The 19,984-nt window shown below is 71.4% G+C and carries 18 protein-coding genes; 4 read left to right on the forward strand and 14 right to left on the reverse strand.

What is annotated here, in order from left to right:
- Nucleotides 1-56: 56 nt before the first annotated feature.
- Nucleotides 57-1,658: an AMP-binding protein gene (locus VPH61_RS17060; RefSeq protein WP_332064706.1), complete on the forward strand. Its 1,602-nt coding sequence runs from the start codon at nucleotides 57-59 to the stop codon at nucleotides 1,656-1,658.
- A 67-nt stretch (nucleotides 1,659-1,725) separates the two neighbouring features.
- On the opposite strand, the gene VPH61_RS17065 is transcribed toward VPH61_RS17060, so the two are convergent.
- The 9 genes from VPH61_RS17065 to VPH61_RS17105 all read right to left on the reverse strand — a co-directional run bounded on the left by VPH61_RS17065 (nucleotide 1,726) and on the right by VPH61_RS17105 (nucleotide 9,889).
- Nucleotides 1,726-3,054 carry an ABC transporter substrate-binding protein gene (locus tag VPH61_RS17065; RefSeq protein WP_332064707.1) on the reverse strand — a complete coding sequence of 443 codons (1,329 nt, stop codon included), beginning with the start codon at nucleotides 3,052-3,054 and terminating at the stop codon, nucleotides 1,726-1,728.
- A 5-nt stretch (nucleotides 3,055-3,059) separates the two neighbouring features.
- The gene (locus VPH61_RS17070; protein ID WP_332064708.1) at nucleotides 3,060-4,175 is read right to left on the reverse strand and encodes a branched-chain amino acid ABC transporter permease; all 1,116 of its coding nucleotides are present in this window, start codon (nucleotides 4,173-4,175) and stop codon (nucleotides 3,060-3,062) included.
- Nucleotides 4,172-5,050 (reverse strand): branched-chain amino acid ABC transporter permease, encoded by an 879-nt coding sequence (locus VPH61_RS17075; protein ID WP_332064709.1) that lies wholly within the window; start codon nucleotides 5,048-5,050, stop codon nucleotides 4,172-4,174. The genes VPH61_RS17070 and VPH61_RS17075 overlap by 4 nt, the downstream gene beginning before the upstream one ends.
- Nucleotides 5,050-5,772 (reverse strand): ABC transporter ATP-binding protein, encoded by a 723-nt coding sequence (locus VPH61_RS17080; protein WP_332064710.1) that lies wholly within the window; start codon nucleotides 5,770-5,772, stop codon nucleotides 5,050-5,052. The genes VPH61_RS17075 and VPH61_RS17080 overlap by 1 nt, the downstream gene beginning before the upstream one ends.
- Entirely contained in the window at nucleotides 5,769-6,545 is a 777-nt protein-coding gene (locus tag VPH61_RS17085) for an ABC transporter ATP-binding protein (RefSeq protein WP_332064711.1), read from the reverse strand. Before VPH61_RS17085 ends, VPH61_RS17080 begins: the two co-directional genes overlap by 4 nt.
- A gap of 110 nt (nucleotides 6,546-6,655) precedes the next feature.
- Nucleotides 6,656-7,408 (reverse strand): glucose 1-dehydrogenase, encoded by a 753-nt coding sequence (locus tag VPH61_RS17090; RefSeq protein WP_332064712.1) that lies wholly within the window; start codon nucleotides 7,406-7,408, stop codon nucleotides 6,656-6,658.
- Nucleotides 7,401-8,498, reverse strand: coding sequence for an NADPH:quinone oxidoreductase family protein (locus VPH61_RS17095; RefSeq protein ID WP_332064713.1), 1,098 nt, complete (start codon nucleotides 8,496-8,498; stop codon nucleotides 7,401-7,403). The genes VPH61_RS17090 and VPH61_RS17095 overlap by 8 nt, the downstream gene beginning before the upstream one ends.
- The gene (locus VPH61_RS17100; RefSeq protein WP_332064714.1) at nucleotides 8,495-9,094 is read right to left on the reverse strand and encodes a TetR/AcrR family transcriptional regulator; all 600 of its coding nucleotides are present in this window, start codon (nucleotides 9,092-9,094) and stop codon (nucleotides 8,495-8,497) included. Before VPH61_RS17100 ends, VPH61_RS17095 begins: the two co-directional genes overlap by 4 nt.
- A gap of 36 nt (nucleotides 9,095-9,130) precedes the next feature.
- Nucleotides 9,131-9,889 carry an SDR family oxidoreductase gene (locus VPH61_RS17105; RefSeq protein ID WP_332064715.1) on the reverse strand — a complete coding sequence of 253 codons (759 nt, stop codon included), beginning with the start codon at nucleotides 9,887-9,889 and terminating at the stop codon, nucleotides 9,131-9,133.
- Nucleotides 9,890-10,150: 261 nt separating this feature from the next.
- On the opposite strand from VPH61_RS17105, the gene VPH61_RS17110 reads away from it, so the two are divergent.
- Complete coding sequence (locus tag VPH61_RS17110; protein WP_332064838.1) at nucleotides 10,151-11,461, forward strand: MFS transporter; 1,311 nt, start codon at nucleotides 10,151-10,153, stop codon at nucleotides 11,459-11,461.
- 78 nt (nucleotides 11,462-11,539) lie between these two features.
- Here the strand turns inward: VPH61_RS17110 and VPH61_RS17115 are convergent, their stop codons facing one another.
- The gene (locus VPH61_RS17115; RefSeq protein ID WP_332064716.1) at nucleotides 11,540-15,457 is read right to left on the reverse strand and encodes a S8 family peptidase; all 3,918 of its coding nucleotides are present in this window, start codon (nucleotides 15,455-15,457) and stop codon (nucleotides 11,540-11,542) included.
- Between the two features lie 105 nt (nucleotides 15,458-15,562).
- Here VPH61_RS17115 and VPH61_RS17120 point away from each other — a divergent pair, with 105 nt between their 5' ends.
- Complete coding sequence (locus VPH61_RS17120) at nucleotides 15,563-16,570, forward strand: transcriptional regulator TrmB (RefSeq protein WP_332064717.1); 1,008 nt, start codon at nucleotides 15,563-15,565, stop codon at nucleotides 16,568-16,570.
- A gap of 30 nt (nucleotides 16,571-16,600) precedes the next feature.
- Here VPH61_RS17120 and VPH61_RS17125 read toward each other — a convergent pair whose 3' ends face one another.
- Together VPH61_RS17125 and VPH61_RS17130 are read right to left on the reverse strand one after the other, a co-directional pair.
- A complete protein-coding gene (locus tag VPH61_RS17125; protein WP_332064718.1) occupies nucleotides 16,601-17,467 on the reverse strand; it encodes a 3-hydroxyacyl-CoA dehydrogenase in 867 nt (288 codons plus the stop codon).
- Between the two features lie 43 nt (nucleotides 17,468-17,510).
- On the reverse strand, nucleotides 17,511-18,020 hold the full coding sequence (locus VPH61_RS17130) for a MarR family winged helix-turn-helix transcriptional regulator (RefSeq protein ID WP_332064719.1): 510 nt from the start codon (nucleotides 18,018-18,020) through the stop codon (nucleotides 17,511-17,513).
- Nucleotides 18,021-18,139: 119 nt separating this feature from the next.
- On the opposite strand from VPH61_RS17130, the gene VPH61_RS17135 reads away from it, so the two are divergent.
- A complete protein-coding gene (locus VPH61_RS17135) occupies nucleotides 18,140-18,958 on the forward strand; it encodes an MOSC domain-containing protein (protein ID WP_332064720.1) in 819 nt (272 codons plus the stop codon).
- Here VPH61_RS17135 and VPH61_RS17140 read toward each other — a convergent pair.
- Nucleotides 18,955-19,467, reverse strand: a complete 513-nt coding sequence (locus VPH61_RS17140; protein ID WP_332064721.1) for a methylated-DNA--[protein]-cysteine S-methyltransferase — start codon at nucleotides 19,465-19,467, stop codon at nucleotides 18,955-18,957. The genes VPH61_RS17135 and VPH61_RS17140 overlap by 4 nt on opposite strands.
- A gap of 93 nt (nucleotides 19,468-19,560) precedes the next feature.
- Nucleotides 19,561-19,782, reverse strand: a complete 222-nt coding sequence (locus tag VPH61_RS17145) for a hypothetical protein (protein ID WP_332064722.1) — start codon at nucleotides 19,780-19,782, stop codon at nucleotides 19,561-19,563.
- Between the last annotated feature and the right edge of the window lie 202 nt (nucleotides 19,783-19,984).

Here is a 19,984-nt window from a genome sequence, read left to right on the forward strand (position 1 = left end):
CTGCGCTGAGCCCGCACTCACCCTGCTCCATCAACGACGATGAAAGGAACCACAGCATGACCCCCACCCACCCAGCAGACCCGGCCGTCGACGGCGACGGCTTCGGCACCCTCTCGGTCGCGAGCATGCTCGCCGAGTCCGCCGCCCGCATGCCGGCCAGGCCCGCCCTGCACTTCATGGGCCGGACGATCGACTACGGCACGCTCTGGGACGAGAGCCGCGCCTACGCCGGCGCACTCCGCGATCGCGGCATCGGCCGAGGCGACCGCGTCGCGATGCTCGTGCCGAACGTGCCCGACTTCGCCCGCGTCTACTACGCCGCCCTCGCGCTCGGCGCGATCGTCGTGCCGGTGCACCTGCTCTTCAAGGCGGAGGAGATCGAGTACGTGCTCCGCGACTCCGGCGCCGACGTGCTCGTCGCCGCCGGGCCGATGCTCGCCGAGGCCGTGCCCGCCGCGACTGCCGCCGGCGTGCCCCTCGTGACCGTGCTGACCCCGCCCGTCGAGTCGGGCGGGCCCGACCTGCCGCGCCTCGAGGCTGAGGCCGCGGCATCCGAGCCCATCGAACGGCACGTGTCGGTTCGCCCGACGGATGCCGCGACCATCCTCTACACGAGCGGCACGACGGGCACGCCGAAGGGCGCCGTCGGCTCGCACCTCGCGATCGTCGAGCAAGTGCACTGCGCCCTCATCGACGCGTTCGACATGCGGGCCGACGACGTCGTGTTCGGCGGGCTGCCGCTGTTCCACACCTTCGGCCAGACCGCGGTGATGAACATCGCGTTCCGCAAGGGTGCGTCGGTCATCCTGCTGCCGAAGTTCGACCCCGACGAGGCGCTCGCACTCATGCACGCCCACGGCGCGACGGTGTTCACGGCGGTGCCGACGATGTTCGTCGGCATGGTCGAGGCCGCGGCGCGCGCCGAGGCGCGGCCGCCGCTGCGCTACGCCGTCTCGGGCGGCGCTGCGCTGCCCGTCGCGCTGCTCGAGGCGTTCGAGCGCGCGTACGGCGCCGAGGTGCACGAGGGCTACGGCCTCACCGAGACCTCGCCCACGGTGTCGTTCAACATGGTCGGCGAGCCGATCCGGCCCGGCACCGTCGGGCGCACCTACTGGGGCATCGACGCGGCCATCGCCGACTCCGAGGTCGAGGGCCGCATCGCGCTGCTCGACGAGCCGGGCGCCCTCGGCGAGATCGTCGTGCGCGGCCACAACCTCTTCAAGGGCTACCTCGGGCGAGCGGATGCCTCGGCCGAGGCCGTCGTCGACGGCTGGTTCCGCACGGGTGACCTCGGCACGATCGTCGACGGCATCATCACGATCGTCGACCGCAAGAAGGACATGATCGTGCGCAACGGCTACAACGTGTACCCCACCGAGGTCGAGGCCGTCATGATGCGGCATCCGGATGTCGCGCTCGCCGCGGTCTTCGGCATCGCCGACGACACGCACGGGCAAGAGGTGCACGCCGCGGTCGTCGCGCTCGACGGGCACGAGGTCGACCCCGAGGCGCTCGTCGCGTTCACGAAGGAGCGCATCGCGGCCTACAAGTACCCGCGCGTCGTGCACGTCGCCGACTCGTTGCCGCTCGGCGGCAGCGGCAAGGTGCTGAAGCGCCAGTTGGTCGAGCAGTATTCGCCGGTGCGCCAGACGCCCTGAGTACCGCGTGAACGGCGGATGCCCCGGACCTCGTGGGTCCGGGGCATCCGCCGTTCCGGCGCTCGGACTACGACGTGGGGAGGCCGTCATTCTCGAGCGCCACGGCCTCGCCGTCGAAGGATTCGACGCCGCCGGATCCGTCACTGACGTAGGTCACGCCGATGAAGTCCTGCACGCCGTCGACGACCGTGGTGATCGAGACGCCCTTGTAGGCGGCGTGGCTGTCGCCGCTGAACGAGAGCGGCACGAGGCCGTTGCCGACGAGGTCGCCCGACTGGATCGCGTCGACGATGCCCTGACGCGTCGGTTCGTCGCCCGCCTTCGCGAGCGCCTCGGCGAAGAGGTAGCCGACCGACATGCCGAACACGGTGTTGCCGTCGAACGGGGCGCCGTCGTTGTACTCGTCGTTGATCTGGCGGAACAGGTCGTCCCACTCGTTGCCGGGCGCATAGGGCAGGTAGTTCGTCGTCACGAAGCCCTCGAGCAGCATCGGCGCCGCGTCGCCGAGGAAGCCGGCGAGGGTCACGGCGTCGCCGCCCGATGAGGAGGACATCCACTGCGCCCGGTAGCCGAGCTTCGCGGCCGTGCCGATGGCGAGCGCCGTGAAGCCGTTGACGGTGGCGAGCATGTTGACCTCGCAGCCGGCGGCCTGCATCGCGCCGATCTGGGCGACGACGTCTTGATTCGAGACCGAATAGCGCTGCACGCTCGCGAGCGACCCCTCGCCGAGTACGTTCTCGAGACCCTCGATGAACTCGTCTCCGAAGTCGTCGTCCTGGCCGAGCACGCAGACCGACTTGCCCGCGAACTCGTCGTCGGCGTACTGCGCGAGCGCCTCGGCCTCGGTGACGTAGTCGGCGTTGAAACCGAAGGTCCACGGGTACTTCTCGGGCTGGTTCCAGCTCGTCGAGCCAGAGGCCACGAACAGGTCGGGCACCTCGTTCTGGTTCAGGTAGTCGAGCACCGAGGTGTGCGTCGGCGTGCCGAGCCCGTTCAGGATCGCGAACACCTCGTCGTCCTGCACGAGCTCGCGCACCACGGTCTGCGTGGTCGCCGGGTTGTAGCCGTCGTCCTTCACGAGGTACTCGATCTCGCGGCCGTTCACGCCGCCGTTCTCGTTGACGTACGCGAAGTACGCGGTGGTCGCCGCGGAGATCGACGAGTAGCCGGCAGCGGCCGGGCCGGTCAGCGGCTGGTGGGTGCCGATCGTCACGGTGTCGTCGGTGACGCCGGGTGCGGCCTCGGCCGGGTCGTTGACGGCGCCCGGCGTGCTGCACGCGCTCATCGCGACGAGCAGGGCGGATGCGGCCGCGATCGCGGCAACGGTGCGCGTCGGTGCGGTGCGCTTGGGTGCGCTGCGCGTCGCGGCGACGCTGCGCTGCGGTTCATGGGACATGGTGGTCACCTCTCTGTTGTGGTGGGGATGGGTGCTGCTGCGGAGCTGGTGCGAGGTTCTGGGGCGGGGCGCGGCATCCGCTTCGGAAGCGCGCCGCGGATGCCGCCCGGCCACGCCGCGGTCACGACGATGAGCAGCACGCCGAAGACGAGCACGGGCAGGTTGCCCGTGAGGCGCTGCGCGGCATCCGCCGAGAGGTCGAGCGCGCCCGTCGCGGTCTGGATGAGCCACGGCAGCATCACGATGACGATCGAGCCGAGGAACGCGCCGGCGAGGCTCCCGAGCCCGCCGATGACGACCGCGACCACGAGGAGCAGCGAGAACGCGAGCGTGTAGGCGCCGGGGCTCACCGACTGGGTGACGAAGCAGAGCACTGCGCCGCCCGCGCCGGCCGTGATCGAGCTGACGGTGAAGGCGAGCACCTTGACGCGCCCGGCTCGCACGCCCTGCAGGCGCGCGGCCGTCTCGTCGTCGCGCACGGCACGCATGCGCAGCCCTGCCGTGCCGTTCCGGAGTGCCGCGAGCCACGTCACGGCGACCGCGGCCACCATGATGGCCACCCACGCCTGCCACTGCTCGACGGCGATGAGCGTGCGCAGCGCCTCGGGCACGCCGTCGTACGCGATCTGCACGCCCTGGTCGCCGCGGAAGACGCCCGAGAACACGGCGGTGAACGCCGGCAGCGCGATCACGAGCACGAGCGTCACTCCCGAGAGGTACGGCCCCCTCAGCCGGGCCGCGGCGAGCCCCAGCAGCAGTCCGAGCAGACCGGATGCCGCGACTGCCGCCGCGAGCGAGAGCACGAAGCGGGGCACACCGTCGATGCCCGCCTCGGTCAGCGCGTTGGCGGCGAGGGCGTAGCCGTAGCCCCCCGCCGCCATGAGGGCGGCGTGCCCGAGCGAGAGCTGTCCGGTGAGTCCGATGAGGAGCGTGAGGCCTGCGGTGGCGCAGAACGTCGCCGCGATGAGGGCGAACTGGTAGTTGCGGTACGGGTCGAGGAGGAAGGTCGCGCCGATCGCGACGACCGTGAGCACGAGCGCGGTGACGAGCAGCCGGCCGAGCGGCCGCTTGCCTCCACGAGTGACGCGGATGCCGGTGGTGAGCGTCGTGGGGGCGTTCATGCGGTCCTCGCCTCGGTCGCGGAGAAGAGGCCGCCGGGGCGCACGAGCAGCACGGCGACGAGGAGCACCAGCACGGCGATCGGGGCGACGGTCGCGCCGAGGTAGCCGGTCACGAGGCTGATGAGCACGCCCACGCCGAGCCCGCCGACGAGGGCACCGGGCGGTGAGTCGAGGCCGCCGACCACGGCGACGGTGAACGCCGAGACGAAGAGCATGTCGGCCGAGTGGGGGTTCAGGCCGAGCTCGGTGGGCACGAGCAGCAGCGCTGCGAGCGCCCCCACCGCCGACGCCAGCACCCAGCCGGCGGTGACCATGCGCGCCACGCGCACACCGAGGAGCCGAGACACCTCGGGTGCGAACGCCGAGGCGCGCAGCTGCAGGCCGAGCGGCGTGCGGGTGAAGAGCACGGCGAGCAGCGCCATGACGCCTACGGCCACGATGAGCACGAAGAGGTCGTACGGCGAGAGCACGGGCACGCCGCCGATCACGATCGGCGTCTCGGGGAACGGCGCCTCCATGGGCCTCGCGTTCGGCCCGAAGGCGATGCCGAGCAGCGACTGCAGCACCATCACCACGCCGATCGCGATGATGACGCCCGAGAGCGGCGACGCGTGGCCGGCGAAGCGCATGACGCCGCGTTCGACGATGAGGCCCATGAGTCCGCCCGCGACGAGTGCGCTCGCGAGGCCGATCCAGTACGACCCGGTGAGCCCCGTGACCGCGAACGCGACGTAGGTCGCGACCACGGCCATCGCGCCCTGCGCGAAGTTGACGACGCGTGCGGCACGCCAGATGAGCACGAGGGCGAGGGCGAACAGCGCGAAGACGGCGCCGCGCGCGAGGCCGGTGGCGAGGAGGAAGAGGAGGCGGTCCATCAGAATCCCAGGTAGGCGTGGCGGAGGGCGGAGTCGGTGCGGAGGTCTTCGGCGGGCCGGTCGGCGACGACCTCGCCGAGGTTCAGCACGACCCCGTGGTCGGCGATGGCGAGGGCGCTCGTGACGTTCTGCTCGGCGAGCAGCACGGTCAGCCCCCGCTCGTCGCGGAGCGAACGCAAGACGCCCATGATCTGGGCGACGATGCGCGGCGCGAGTCCGAGCGAGGGCTCGTCGAGGAGGAGCACTCGGGGTTCGGTGATGATCGCCCGCGCGAGGGCGAGCATCTGCCGTTCACCGCCCGAGAGCTGGTGGCCCGCGGCCCGGCGACGACGTGCCAGCGGCTCGAACAGCTCGTACATGCCCTCGACGGCCGCGGTGAGCCGGCGCCCGCGGAAGCGCTGCAGCCCGCCGAGCCGGAGGTTCTCGTCGACGGTCAGCTCAGCGACCACGCTGCGCCCCTCCGGCACTTGCGCGAGGCCCGCTCGCGCGCGGTCTTCAACCGGCATGGCAGCGAGGTCGACCCCGTCGAACACGATGCGACCGGAGGCCACGGGCGCGAGCCCCGAGACGGTGCGGAGCAGCGTGGTCTTGCCTGCACCGTTGGCCCCGAGCAGTGCGACGATGGAGCCCGCGGACACCCGCAGGTCGACACCGCGAAGCACCGGCTCGCCGCCGTAGCCGACAGTGAGGGCCTCGAGCTCGAGCGTGCCGCCCGCGCTCATGCTGCGGGCTCGATTCCGAGGTAGGCCTCTTCGACCCGCGGGTCGGCCCGCACCTCGTCGGGCGTGCCGCACGCGATGACCCGGCCGAAGTCGAGCACAACGATGCGGTCGGCCACGCCCATGACGAAGTCGACGTGGTGCTCGACGAGGAGCACCGAGCATCCGGATGCCGCGACCTCGCGCACCACGGCGGCGAGCGCGTCGATGTCCTCCTCGCCGAGTCCGCCCGCGGGCTCGTCGAGCAGCAGCAGCTCGGGATCGGTCACGAGGGCCCGCGCGAGCGCCACGCGCTTGCGTTCGGGGTAGGGCAGCGCGGCGACCGGCCGCGAGGCCGAGCCCGCAATGCCGAGGCGCGCGAGACATCCGCTCGCCGTCTCGACGGCCTCGCTCGAACGGATGCCCCGTCGCGCCTGCAGCGGCACCAGCACGTTCTCGAGCACGGTCATCGAGTCGAACAGCCCGAGGCCCTGCAAGGTGCGGGCGACCCGGCGGCCGGTGAGCCCGGTCGGGCGGGTGGGAGCCGGTGCACCGTCGATGCGGACGTCGCCGGCAGCCGGTCGCACGAGGCCGCAGACGGCGTTGAACACCGTGGTCTTGCCGGCGCCGTTGGGACCGATGAGGGCCACGACCTCGCCAGGGCCCACCTCGAACGAGACCTCATCGAGCGCGATGAGCCCGCCGAATCGCACGGTCAGCTGGTCGACCCGCAGTCGCGGTTCGGGAACGGGTGCGGCGGCGGAGATCTGCTCCGCTCCGCTCTGCGTGTGGTTCATCGGCACCTCTTCGTGTCGGATTCAAGGTCACTGTACAACAGATACCGACCAGACGGTATGCTCGAGATCGAAGCGTGATCCGAAGCAGGCGCGCCCGTGCATCGGCGCGCTCAGTGGTGCGGGATGCCGGCGATCATGCCGCCGTCGACGACGAACTCCGCGCCGCTCGTGAACGACGAGGCGTCGCTCGCGAGGAACACGATCGTGCCGGCGACCTCGTCGGGCACGGCCGGCCGGCCGAGCGGGATGTCGAGCTTCGCGGGGTCGATCCTGGTGGTCATCTCGGTAAGCACGAGCCCCGGATGCACCGAGTTCACGCGGATGCCGAACGCGCCGAGCTCGACCGCGAGCGACTGGCTGAGCCCGCGCACGCCGAACTTCGACGCCGTGTACCCGTGCAGGCCCGCCGAGCCGCGCATGCCCTCGACCGACGAGATGTTGATGATCGAGCCGGCACCCTGCGCCTTCATCGCGGGCACGACCGCACGGCAGCCGAGGAAGACGCCCGTGAGGTTCACGGCGATCACGGCGTTCCACTTCGCGAGCGAGAGGTGCTCGATCGGCGCGGCGTTCGCGATGCCGGCATTGTTCACGAGCACGTCCACCGAGCCGAAGGTCGCGAGCGTCGCGTCGACGGCGCTCGCCCAGGATGCCTCGTCGGTCACGTCGAGCTGGATGAAGCGCGCCCCATCGCCGAGGTCGACGGCGAGGGCCTCGCCCTCTTCCCGGAGGAGGTCGGCGATCACGACGCGGGCGCCCGCGGCGTGGAGCCCTCGGGCGTAGGAGGCGCCGAGCCCCCGAGCGCCGCCGGTGACGAGGGCGACCCGCCCGCCGAGGTCGATACTCGCGGTGCGCTCAGTCACCCGCCGTTCCTTCCGCCACTCGCGCGCCCACGCGTACGACGAGCCGGCCCACGGTCGCGCCGCCGGCCAGTTCCTGGATCGCTGCAGGAGCGCCTCCGAAGTCGACGACGCCGCCCACGACGGGTGCGATGGCCCCGGAATCGGCGAGCCGCACGAGCTCCTCATGCGCCTCGCGCACGAGGTCGGGGCGCCGCTGCTGGTAGAGCGCCCAGTGCAGGCCGAGCACCGAGTAGTTCTTGACGAGGGCGTGGTTCGCGCGCACGGGCGGGATCTCGCCGCTCGCGAACCCCACCACGATGATGCGGCCCTCGAACGCGATGCACTTCGTGCTGCGGGTGAAGGCGTCACCGCCCACGGGGTCGAACACGACGTCGGCGCCGCGCCCGCCCGTCAGCTCGGTGACGACGGCCGCGAAGTCCTCGGTCTCGGCGCGCACGATGACGCTCTCGGCGCCGGCGGCACGGGCGGTCTCGGCCTTCGCCTCCGACCCGACGACCGCGATCACCCTGGCACCCGCGGCGACGCCGAGCTGCACGGCGGCGGTGCCCACGCCGCCGGCCGCAGCGTGCACGAGCAGCGTTTCGCCAGCCTGCAGCCTCGCCCGCCGATGCAGGCCGAACCACGCCGTCTGGTACGCGATCACGAGCCCCGCCGCCTGCACGTCGTCGAGCGAGGCGGGCGCGAGATGCGCGGCCTCCGCCGTGACGAGCGCGTACTCCGAGAGCACGCCGATGCGCGACGCGACCACGCAGTCGCCCGGCTCGAACGCGCGGATGCCCGCAGCGTCAGCCTCGGCCGCCACACCCTCGCCCACCGCGACGACCTCGCCGACGAGCTCGATGCCCGGCACGAACGGCAGCTCGGGGCGCACCTGGTACTCGCCGCGGCTGAGCAGCACGTCGGGGAAGTTCACCGCGACCGCGCCCGTGCGAAGCAGCAGCTCGCCGGGCCCCGGAGCCGGCACGGGCACCTCGTGCAGTTCGAGCACGTCGACCGGCTCGCCGTGGCGCGCCACCCGCCAGGCCCGCATAGTCTCGGGAAGGCGCTCGACGGTCGCCGCGGCGCGCGGCTGCGGCATCCGCTCGCTCATGAGGCCGCGCCCTTCGCCGCACTCGCATCGATGCCCGTGAGGAACAGGTCGGTCAGCTGCTCGGCGAGCAGCGTCTTGCCCTCGGGCCCCTCTGGTGAGTACCAGTGCGAGAGGTAGTGCACGTCCGCGAAGAAGTTGGCGATGAGCACTGCCCGAGGGATGTCGGTGCGATACAGGCCCTCGGCCTGGCCCTGTTCGATGAGCGACGCGAAGATGTCGTTGTAGTCGCGCCGGCGTCTCGTGACCTCGGACTGCCGCGGCGCGGTCAGCATGTGCATGCTGCGGAAGAACACGGTGCCCTCGGGCAGGAAGTCGATCGAGGTCTCGATCACGTCGATGCAGACGGCCCGCACGACGTCGCCGACCGGCCCGCCCTGCGCGACGATCGCATCGAGGTGCTCCTTCTGCAGCGACAGCATGCGGTCGTAGATGCCGAAGAGCAGGTCGTCCTTCGACTGGAAGTAGTGGTACATCGCGCCCTTGGTGACGCCGGCCGCCTCGACGACCTGCTGCACGCTCGTGTTCGCGTATCCGTTCGCCGCGAACAGCTCGACGGCCGCTCGCATCACGTCGTCGACGACGCTGGTCTCCTTCATATGGTTCTCGTCTCTCTCAGGGTGTCAGTGGTGGGTTCAGCCGATCGGCCGCAGGCTCGCGCCGCCGTCGATGAGGATCGTCTGGCCGGTGATCCACGCGGAATCCTCGGAGAGCAGGAATGCGACCGGGCCCGCGACGTCGCTCGGGACCCCGAGCCGCTGCAACGGGTACTCGGCGGCGACCTGTGCTTCACGGCCCTCGTACAGCGCCCGGGCGAAGGCGGTCTTCACGACCGCCGGTGCGACGGCATTGACGCGGATCGCGGGGGCGAGTTCGTGGGCGAGTTGGATCGTGAGGTTCATGAGCGCGGCCTTGGAGACCCCGTAGAACGCGATGCCGGGTGCGGCCGAGACGGCCGAGATCGAGGAGAGGTTGACGATCGACCGGGTGAGGCCGCCGGCCACGGCCGCACGCGTCCACTCGAGTGCGGCGACCACGTTCACCTCGAGGATCTTGCGGATCGCGCCGGCCTCGATCTCGAGCGCCGGCCCGTAGGCCGGGTTGATGCCGGCGTTGTTGACGAGGTGGTCGAGCCGGCCGTGGTGCTCGGCGATGCGCGCGAAGACGGCGGCTCGGTGCTCGGCGTCGTCGGCCTTGCCCGCGATGCCGGTCGCTCGCGGGCGGCCGGTCGACTCGTCGACGCCGAGCTCCGCGACGGCGGCGTCGAGCGACTCCTGCGAGCGCCCGGTGATGACGACCTCGCCGCCCTCGTCGACGAGCCGCTTCGCGATCGCGAGGCCGATGCCCCTGCTGCCGCCCGTGATGAGCGTTACGCTCGAGTGGAACCTCTGCACGCGTCTCTCCTTCGAGTTCGTGTGGCTGCATACCGACTAGACGGTATGCCCAGCGTAACGCATGCGGCGCCGAAGCGCGGCACGCCGCCCGCGAGCCGCCATGCAGGCAGCCTCGCAGGCCGCCGAGGTACGATCGACACGACGGCGACCTCGATCTCCGCCGTCGTCTCGCGACGTGACGAAGGCCCAGTGAAACTCTTCCCCGATCAGGTGCGCCCATGGCGCCTCTGGCTCGTGTGGGGTGTCGGCGTCGCCGCGTACATGCTCTCGGTCACGAACCGCACGTCGCTTTCGGCAGTGGGCGTCGATGCGGCCGTGAGATTCGAAGCGGATGCCTCGACGCTGTCGATGTTCGCCGTGATCCAGCTCTTCGTCTACGGCGCGATGCAGATTCCCGTGGGCGTGCTGCTCGACCGGTTCGGCGCGCGCCCGATCATCACGATCGGCATGTTCCTCATGGCGACGGGCCAGCTCGTGATGGCCTTCGCCCCCGACGTCGGCACCGCGATCGTCGCGCGCATCCTGCTCGGCGCGGGCGACGCCGCGATCTTCCCGAGCGTGCTGCGCGTCGTCGCCGTCTGGTTCCCCGCGCGGCAGGCGCCGTTCATGGTGCAGCTCACGGGCATCGTCGGGCAGTCGGGCCAGTTGCTCGCGATCCTGCCGATGGCGGCCCTCCTGCACGCGACGAGCTGGAGCGTCGCCTTCGGTACCCTCGCCGGGCTCGGCGTGCTCTTCACCGTGCTGACGTTCGCCGTGATCCGCAACCGGCCGCCAGGGCGCGACGCCGACGTGAGCGTCGACACGAAGACCGGCGCCATGCAGGTCGTGACCTCGTCGGTCGACCTGCGCCAGGGCTTCACGGAGTCGTGGGCGCACCCCGCGACGCGCCTCGCATTCTGGTCGCACTTCACGACGCCGTTCTCGGGCACCGCGTTCGTGCTGCTCTGGGGCTTCCCGTTCCTCACGGTCGGCGAGGGGCTCACGCCCGCCATGGCGTCGCTCGTCTTCAGCGTCTACGTCGTCGCCGGCATGGTGATCGGGCCGGTCATCGGGGCGCTCTCGAGCCGGCACCCGATGCGGCGTTCGCGCATGCTCGTGCTGCCGATCATCGCGATCCAGGTCGTGGCGTGGCTCGCCGTCATCCTCTGGCCCGGCCAGGCGCCGCTCTGGCTCCTCTTCGCGCTCGCCCTCGCGCTCAGCACGGGCGGCCCGGCGTCGATGATCGGCTTCGACCACGCCCGCACCTACAACCCGAGCCACCGGCTCAGCACGGCGACCGGCATCGTGAACGTCGGCGGGTTCCTCGCGGCCCTGCTCGCGATCCTGTTCATCGGCATCGCGATGGACGCCCTCGGCGCCGGCACCCCCGACACCTACAGCCTCGAGGCGTTCCGCCTCGCGTTCCTCACCCAGCTGCCGCTCTGGGCGCTCGGTGCGGGCTTCATCGTCTTCGAGCGCAAGCGCACGCGCGTGCACCTCGGGCTCGACGAGCCGCGGCGCAGCCGCACACGTCGCCGCCGCGGCATCGCCGCGGTCGGCGACACGCCGGGCGACGACCTCCCCCTCGACTGAGGTCGGGAGGAGAACGGCCGATCGGGAGGAGCCGGTCCGCGGACAGGCTCCTCCCGATCGTGCGATCTCCTCAGCGGGTCAGGGCCGCGGGCCGCCGCCCTTCTTCGCCGGCGCGACCTCGAAGGCGCGCTCGATCTCCTGGCTGAAGGTCGAGCCCGCGGCGTCCGTCGCCGTCACTCGCACGTCGACCCAGCCGCCGGCATCGGGCACGGCGAGCTTCGCGGCGTACGCCGTGACGACATCGCGACCCTCGGAGAACATCGGCGGGCCGTCCTCCGACGGCGCGTCGACCGTGTCGTCGGCCGAGGTGACCTCGAGCGCGATCGGCTGCCACTCGCCGCCGCCGACCCGCACCTCGAGCGTCGCGCCGGAGATAGCCGCGATGCCGGATGCCTCGGCGATGTGCCCGAGCTCGAGCTCGAGCTGCACCGGCGCACCGCGCTTGCGGCCGGCGCCGGCCAGGCCCGATTCGTCGAGGTCGACGTCGTAGTACGCCTGCAGCATCGGCAGCAGCTGGCGAGCGGAGTCGTCGGCGGTGCCGGTCGAGGTGAACGTCCACTCGGTCCTGGTCGACGTCGACGACTCGAGGGTCGTGCCGTCGTGCGTCGCCGTGTCGACGATGCGCCACTCCGACTCGCCATCGGGGATGTCCCAGACGGTCGCCCCCTGGTACGCCGACGACTCGGCGAGCTCGCCATCGAGGTAGACCTCGATGAGCTGCGACCGGTCGTCGGTTCCCGAGTAGGTGTCGAAGGCGCCGGTGCGGTCGGCGTTCGCACCGTCGGCCCACGACGGCAGGTTGACCTGCGCGTAGTCGCCGCTGCGATTGGGCGCCCAGTAGCCGGGCCCGACGTAGGGCCGCACGACCGCGCCGAAGTAGCTCGTCTCGACCTCTTGGCCCGGTTCGTATGCGCGCCGGATGTCGCGCACCTGCCAGGCGGCGCCCACGACCGTCGCGTCCTGGTACCACTCGACCTGGTCGGTGTTCACCCATTCGGTGCGCTCGAGGCCGCGCGTGGTGCGCATCGGGTAGCCCGATCCGTGTTCGACGCCGGGCACGAAGTCCCACCGGTACTCGCCGACGAGCTCGGGCTCGCCGTAGTAGGTCGTGTCGATGCGAGCGAGCTCGCCGGGCCGGTAGTCGAGGTCGTCGGGCACGGCACCCTCGCTGTAGCGGGCGATGTCCCAGATCTCGTCGGCGTCGACGATGCCCTCACCGGTGACGGTGAGCCGCTTCCGGGCCATCGCCTCGAGCACGCGCGCACCCTGCACGCCGCTGATCGCGGCGACCGGGATGGTCGTGTTCGCGGTGAAGTCCGGTGAGCCGGTCCACTCGCTGAGCTCGCCGTCGGCGTCGTTGACCGTGAGCAGCAGCAGCGCGCCCGCCGCGACGGCGTTCGCCGAGCGTTCCGGTGCCGTGACGACGTCGGAGCGGGTCACGACCGCGACCTTGCCCTGCACGTCGACGGCGGCGAACTCCTCGGCGCTGCCGAGACCCACGTCGACCGCACTCGCCTTGATCTCCCCGTCGAGCAGGGTCGATCCGGCCTGCGGAATGAGGTCGAGGCGCTCCTTGCCGGCCTGCAGCGACAGCGTCGGCTCCTGCAGCCGCCAGCGCGTCGTGAAGTCGAAGCTCTCGGCTTCGGGCGCGTCCATCGGCTGCGCGTAGAGCTCGTCGATCCAGACCGGCGCCAAGGCGCTGCCCGAGAAGCCGTCGACCGTGAAGTCCATGCGGCGCACGGTCGCCTCGAGCCCCTCTTCACCGACGTCGACGGTCACGGGCTTCGTGGCGCGCGCGTCGAACGCGACCGTCGCACCGCCGTCGAGCACGACATCCGGGTCGCCGACGAGCGCGATCGCCCGGGTGTCGGCGTCGCGCGCGACGTCCATGAACGACATCACGGAGTAGAGGCCGGCGGGCAGGCGCAGGGTGGTCTCGCCGGCGACCCCGAAGGAGGTGTACCAGCCGGTCTCCGCGTTCCAGATCCATCCGTAGGTCTCGAGCGGTTCGCCGTCGAAGCCGGTCGCCGTGACGGTGAGGTCGTAGCGCTCGGCCTCGGCGATGATGCCGAGGGCGGTCCGCGTGACCGCGCCGCCGTCGACGGTCGCGACGAGCGCGCCCGAGAGCTGGGCTCCGGCAGGCACCTTCGCCGGGTCGGCGGAGAGGGTGACGGAGCGGGTCTCACCGGCGGGGATCGTGAGCGAGGCGGCATCCATGGTCAGCACCTCGGATGCCTCGACGGCCGCGCTCGCGGCCCGCCCGGGTTCGATGCCGCCGCCGCCGGGCGTCGTGTCGACGAGCGTCGCGGTCAGGTCGATCGTGGCTTCGGCGTCGCCTCGGTTGGCGTACTCGATCGTGCGGGTGACGGGCGTCGCGTCCTCACCCCACGACAGCATGCCGAAGTCGCCGGAACCTGCGGCCACGATGTCGGCCTCGATCGCCTGGGCGACGTCGACCACTCCGGCGCCGACCTGGTAGGGCGTGAGCCCGACATCCGTCGCCGTGCTCGTGAGCGCGGCCCGCAGTTGAGCGGCCGTGTATTCGGGGTGCTGCTGCTTCACGATCGCGGCCGCGCCGGCGACGTGCGGGGTCGCCATCGAGGTGCCGCTCATGCCGATGTAGGCGCCGTCGCCGGGGCTGTCGGCCGAGCGGGCGGCGGTCACGTCGTTGCCGGGGCCGGCGAGGTCGGGCTTCAGCGCGCCCGAACGCACGAGCGGGCCCTGGCTCGAGAACCACGAGAGCGCCCCGGTCGGGTCGTCGACCGAGCCGATCGTGAGGGCGCTCGCGGCGGAGCCGGGCGAGCCGACGGTCTCGGGCGCCGTCGAGTTGCCCGCGGCGACGATGAAGAGCGCGTCGGTCTCGGCCGAGATCTCGTTCAGCGCGACCGCCATGAGGTCGGTGCCGTCGTCGCCGTACCGGGTGCCGAGGCTCATCGAGACGATGTCGGCGCGCTCGGCGGCCCACTCCATGGCGGAGATGATCCACGAGTCCTGGCCTTCGCCGGCGGCGCTCAGCACCTTGCCGACGAGCAGGTCCGCTCCGTCGGCGACGCCGCGATGGGTGCCGCCGCTCGCGGCACCGGTGCCGGCGATCGTCGAGGCGACGTGGGTGCCGTGGCCGTTCGGGTCGTCGGCGACCGACTCGTCGGGCACGAAGCTCGTCGAGTCGGCGAGCACCCGCCCTGCGAGGTCGGGGTGGGTGTCGTCGTAGCCGGTGTCGAGCACCGCGACGGTGACGCCGTCGCCCGTGTACCCGGCTGCCCAGGCCTCCGGCGTGCCGATGTAGGGAACGCTCGAGTCGAGGGTCGCCTGCACCTTGCCGTCGAGGTGGATCGCGGCGACGCCGCCGCCGAGGCTGACGGCGCCGGGCTCGCCGGCGTCGAAGCTTCGAGCATCGGATGCCGCGGCATCCGTCAATGCCGACCAGGTCGCTTCGGCGCTCGCGTGATCGGCCGAGGCCGCGGCCCCGCCGATGCTCGCGAGGGGCGTGCCGACTGCGACCCCCGGCACGGCCTCGGGCGCCGAGCGACGGGATGCCGCGGCGTCGTCGAGCTCGAGGATGATGGGCGTCGCGTCGACGGACGCGTCGTCGTACCCGTACTCGATGAGGCGACTGACGTTGAAGAGGTCGCGGTCGATGACGCCGGCCGCGAGGTAGGGCATCACGCCGCGGGGCAGCACGTGCAGCTCGCCGTCGACGTCGAGGGTCTGGAACCCCTCACCGGGATCGACGGGGTCGATCGCGACCGCGTGCTTGCCGCCGGCGACGTCGGTCACGGTGACCCGGTCGCCGGTGATGAGGGTGACGGTGTGCGAGCCGCCGGCGGGGGCGGGCGCCCCCGCCGAGGCGGCGGGCGGTGGAGCTCCGCCGCCCGCTGGGTCGGCGGCGGCCGGAAGTACGGCGGCGCCGACTCCGGCGACACCGATCGCGAGGCCGCTGATGGCGGCGGCGATCGATCGGCGGCGATGTGCGGATGGTCTGATGCTTCGTGGCACTAGGGATACCTCTCACGCGTTCGGACTGGCTTGCCATGCAACCTCTCACGGCACGGTGGCTAGGGTGGTGGCGGAGAGATGCCATGGCTTCGATCCGCCACGCGGATGGCGGTCGAACGGCCAGCGGCCGGTGAGGAATGGAAGGCGCTCGTGCTCGAGGCGATCGGACTGGACGACGAGCACACCTCGCTCTACCGGATCATCCTGCAGTTCCCGTCTGCGAGCGTCGACGAGCTCGCGGCATCCGCTGCTCGCACACCCGCCGAGGTGCGCACGATCATCGCCGAACTCGAGCGTCTCGGGCTGCTCGCCCGCCAGGCCTCTGCACCCGACCGGGTCGTCGCCTCGCCGCCCTCGCTCGCGCTGCAGCCGATGCTGCTCGATCGCGAACGGCGCCTCACGCAGGCGCACGAGGCGCTCGTCGAGCTCAGCGAGATCTATCGCCGCGGTGCGGCGCAGCGGGAGACGCCCGACGTCGTCGACGTCGTGCTCGGGGCGGATGCCGTGCGCCAGCGTTTCGCGCAGCTGCAGGCCTCGGCCCGAACGCAGGTGCGGGTGTTCATGCTGAGCGACGTCGCCTTCCTCGACGCCGAGCAGAACACCGCCGAAGACGACGCCCTCGGGCGCGGCGTGCACTACCGGGTCATCGTCGAGAAGGCGGTGCTCGAGTGGCCGGGCTTCATCGACGCCGCCCGCGAGTCGGCACCGTTCGGCGAGGAGATCCGGGTGCTGCCCACGCTGCCGACCCGGCTCATCATCGCCGACGACGATATGGCGCTGCTGCCCATGCGCTCGCGCGGCGAGGATCGCTCCTCGGGCGCGTTGCTGGTGCATCCGAGCGGCCTGCTCGACCTCGTCATCGCCATCTTCGAGGAGTACTGGTCGACCTCGACCGGTTTCATCTCGACCGGCGAGCTGCCCGGGTCGCACGACGCGATCGACCGCGACCTGCTGAAGCTCCTGCTGCTCGGGCTCACCGATGCCGCGGCCGGCGCGCAGCTCGGCATCTCGGTGCGCACCGTGCAGCGTCGCGTGGCCGAGCTCATGGAGACGGCGGCTGTCAGCACCCGGATCCAGCTCGGCGCCGAGGCCGTGCGCCGGTCGTGGGTCTGACCCACGCGGGCTGCGGCCTCGGCGTTCGCTTCACTCCCCCGTCGGGTAGCTGTAGAAGCCCTCGCCGGTCGCGACGCCGAGCTTGCCCTGGTCGATGTAGCGCTCCTTGATCAGCGCGGCGAACGCCTGCTGCTTCGCACCGCCCATCATCGAGATGTTGTAGGCGGTCGTGAGGCCGACGATGTCGTAGATCTGGAACGGACCCATGGGGGCCCCGGTGCCGATGCGCCAGGTCGTGTCGATCGCTTCGGGCTCGGCGATGCCGTCGACGAGCAGCTCGCCGGCGGCCTGCAGGAACGGCACGAGCAGGGAGTTCAGCAGGTAGCCCGCCTTCTCCTTCTTGATCTCGATCGGCACCATCCCGATCTCGGCGGCGAACTCGGCGACAGCCCGGAAGACCTCGGGGTTCGTGGCCTCGGTGCCCATGACCTCAGCGGTGTTGTGCACCCAGACGCGGTTCGCGAAGTGCAGCGCGAGGAAGCGGTCGGCACGGCCGGTGAACGGCGCGAGGTCGCTCGGCAGCAGCGTCGAGGAGTTGGTGGCGAAGATCGTGTGCTCTGGCGCGATCGCGGCGAGCCGCTCGTAGGTGGCGCGCTTGATCTCGAGGTTCTCGGGGATCGCCTCGATCACGAGGTCGGCCTTCGCGACGGCGTCGGCGAGGTCGGACGAGCGGGTGATGCGCTCGAGCGCCTCCTGGGCCGTGCCGTCGGCGGCGCCCTCGACAGTCTCCGCGACGTAGGTCTCGGCGAGTGCGGCGAAGCGCTGCTTCGCGGCCTCGAGTGCGGCGTCGTCGATGTCGTACGCGACGACGTCGAAGCCGCGGTAGGCGGTCTGGTACGCGATCTGCGAGCCGAGCACTCCGGTGCCGAGCACGGTGATGTTGCGCAGTGCGGTCATTGCTGTTCCTTCTTTCCTTCCGTCCCTTGTGGGGCACGGCGCCTCATGGGGCGCTGTCGAGAGGCACGGGCGGTGCCTCGAGCGGATGCCGCGGGCGGGTCTCGCCCGAGACACCGGTGTTGAATCGCTGCAGGTCGTGCGCGAAGCGGGTGACCTCGGCGTCGGTCCAGCCGTCGAGGTGCTCGTCGACGACGCCCTGCAGAATGGCGATGGCCTCGTTGTAGGCGGCCCAGCCCGAATCGGTGAGTTCGAGCGGGCGGCCGCGGCCCGAGGCATCCGTCTTCTCGCAGACGACGCCGAGTTCGATGAGGCCGGCGAGCTGCCGCGAGACGGTCGAGCGATTGAGGCGGAACGCCTGCGCGATGTCGGTGGAGCGGGAGCCGGGGTGGTCGACGATGTAGCCGAGGATGGACTGGTCGGTCATGCTCAGGCTGAGGTCGGCGACGCGGGCGTCGGCGACGCCGCGGCGACTGATGACGATCAGGGCGCGCAGGATGTCGGCGCCGGCGCTCCGGCGCGTTGTCGCCGTGTCGCGGTTCGTTTGGCCGGCCATCTGTCCTCCTGTTGCTTATTGCAACAATAGGCTCTTCTGTTGCATTCCGCAACAGTGGGTCGGGCGAGCCGGCCCGGTCGACGGACGGACGGATGGACGAGGTTCGCTAGCATGCTCGAATGCGCGTCACCCGTCTCCGGATCCATCCCGTCAAGTCGTTCGCCGGCATCGATGTCGACTCCGCCGAGGTGCTGCCGTGGGGGCTCGCGGGTGATCGCCGCTGGGGTGTGGTCGATGCATCCGGTGCGGCCGTGACGGCCCGTGAGAAGAACCACATGCTCGCGCTGACGGCCGAGCTGCTCGCCGACGGCGGCCTGCTGCTCGGCGAGCGCAGCGGGGCCGGCGACCCGCTCCGGGTCGATCGCCCGACGGATGCCGCGCCGATCCCGGTCGGCCACAGCCGTCAGGGCACGGCGTTGCCCGCCGGCGACGAGGCCGACGCGTGGCTGAGCGCCCGACTCGGCATCGATGCCCGGCTCGTCTGGCAGCCCGACCCCCGCGAGCGCACGGTGAATCCGAAGAACGGCGGCCTGCCCGACGACCGGCTCTCGCTCGCCGATGCGGGACCGCTGCTGCTCGCGAGCGAGGCATCCCTCGCCCAGCTGAACGACTGGACCGACGCCGAGACGCCGCACCTCGACATGCTGCGGTTCCGGCCGAACGTCGTGATCGACGGCGACGAGCCGTTCGCCGAAGACGGCTGGCCGTTCGTCGACCTCGGCGACGTGCGGTTCCGCATCTCGAAGGTCTGCGATCGCTGCGTGATGACGACGATCGACCCCGAGACGATCACGCGTGGCAAGGAGCCGATCCGCACGCTCGCGAAGCACCGTCGGTGGGACGGCCAGACCTGGTTCGGCGTGCTCTTGGTGCCGCTGGCGCCCGGCTCGATCGCGGTCGGCGACGAGGTGCGACCGGTCGCCACCGGTTCGATCTAGAAGAGCCGCGCCTGCGCGACCACCGGTGCGCCCTCGAGTTCGAGCAGATGGCGCTTGCGCTCGAGTCCGCCGGCGTAGCCCGTGAGGGATCCGTCGGCGCCGACCACCCGGTGGCACGGCACGATGATGCTGATCGGGTTGCGCCCGACCGCGTTGCCGACGCGGCGGGCGAGGTTGCGATCGCCGAGCCGGGTGGCGAGTTCGCCGTAACTCGTCGTCGTGCCGCTCGGGATGTCGCGGAGCATCGCCCACACCGCGTGCTGGAACTCGTCACCGACGGGCGCCATCGGCAGGTCGAACGCGACCCGCTCCCCCGCGAGGTACTCGGCGAGTTCTGCGCCGAGTCGCGTGAAGAGGGCGTCGGTGCTGGCCTCCACCGAGACACCGATCGAGTCGGATGCCGGTGGGTGCCAGTGACCCGGAAAGTAGATGCCGGTGAGCGCCTCGCCGTCGGCGACGACGAGCAGCTCGCCGAGCGCCGTCGTCAGCGTGGCATGGCGTCGGGTCATGACTCCATCATGGCTCGCTTGCGGCGGCTGGCGGCCCGAATCCGTCGCGGAAATCGGACCTCGACGCCCGCACTCGATGGGCGACGCCCGCGCTCAGTGGGCGACGGGCAGGCCGTGGATGCGCTGCCGCGACCGGCCCTGGCGCCACTCGGCGAATCGACCGGTGAGACCGGTGCGGCCGTGCCGGCGCTCGGCGTGCTCGCCGGCCAGTGCACGGCGGTCGGCGGCGTTGCGACGCCGCTCGTTGAGACGGCCCGCGTCGAGCTCGTCGTGCATCTGCAGCGTCTGTGCGACGTAGCCGTATGCGAGGTTCATGATTCCTGTCCCTTCGAAGCCTGCTGGGCCGGACTGCGGCCACTGAGACCAGATTCCTCGCTGAGGTGGGGGTCGCGTATCGGGCGTGTGCCTCATCTTGTGCGTGCCGGGTACCTCAGATGGCGGCGCGCACCTCAGGCGAGACCGCCCTACCTTAGACGCGACCCTTCCCGGCGTCGCGGCCGTGCGTCACCGGCCGCGG

The organism is Agromyces sp. CCNWLW203, from assembly GCF_036576125.1.
In the GTDB taxonomy this organism is placed as follows: Bacteria; Actinomycetota; Actinomycetes; order Actinomycetales; family Microbacteriaceae; genus Agromyces.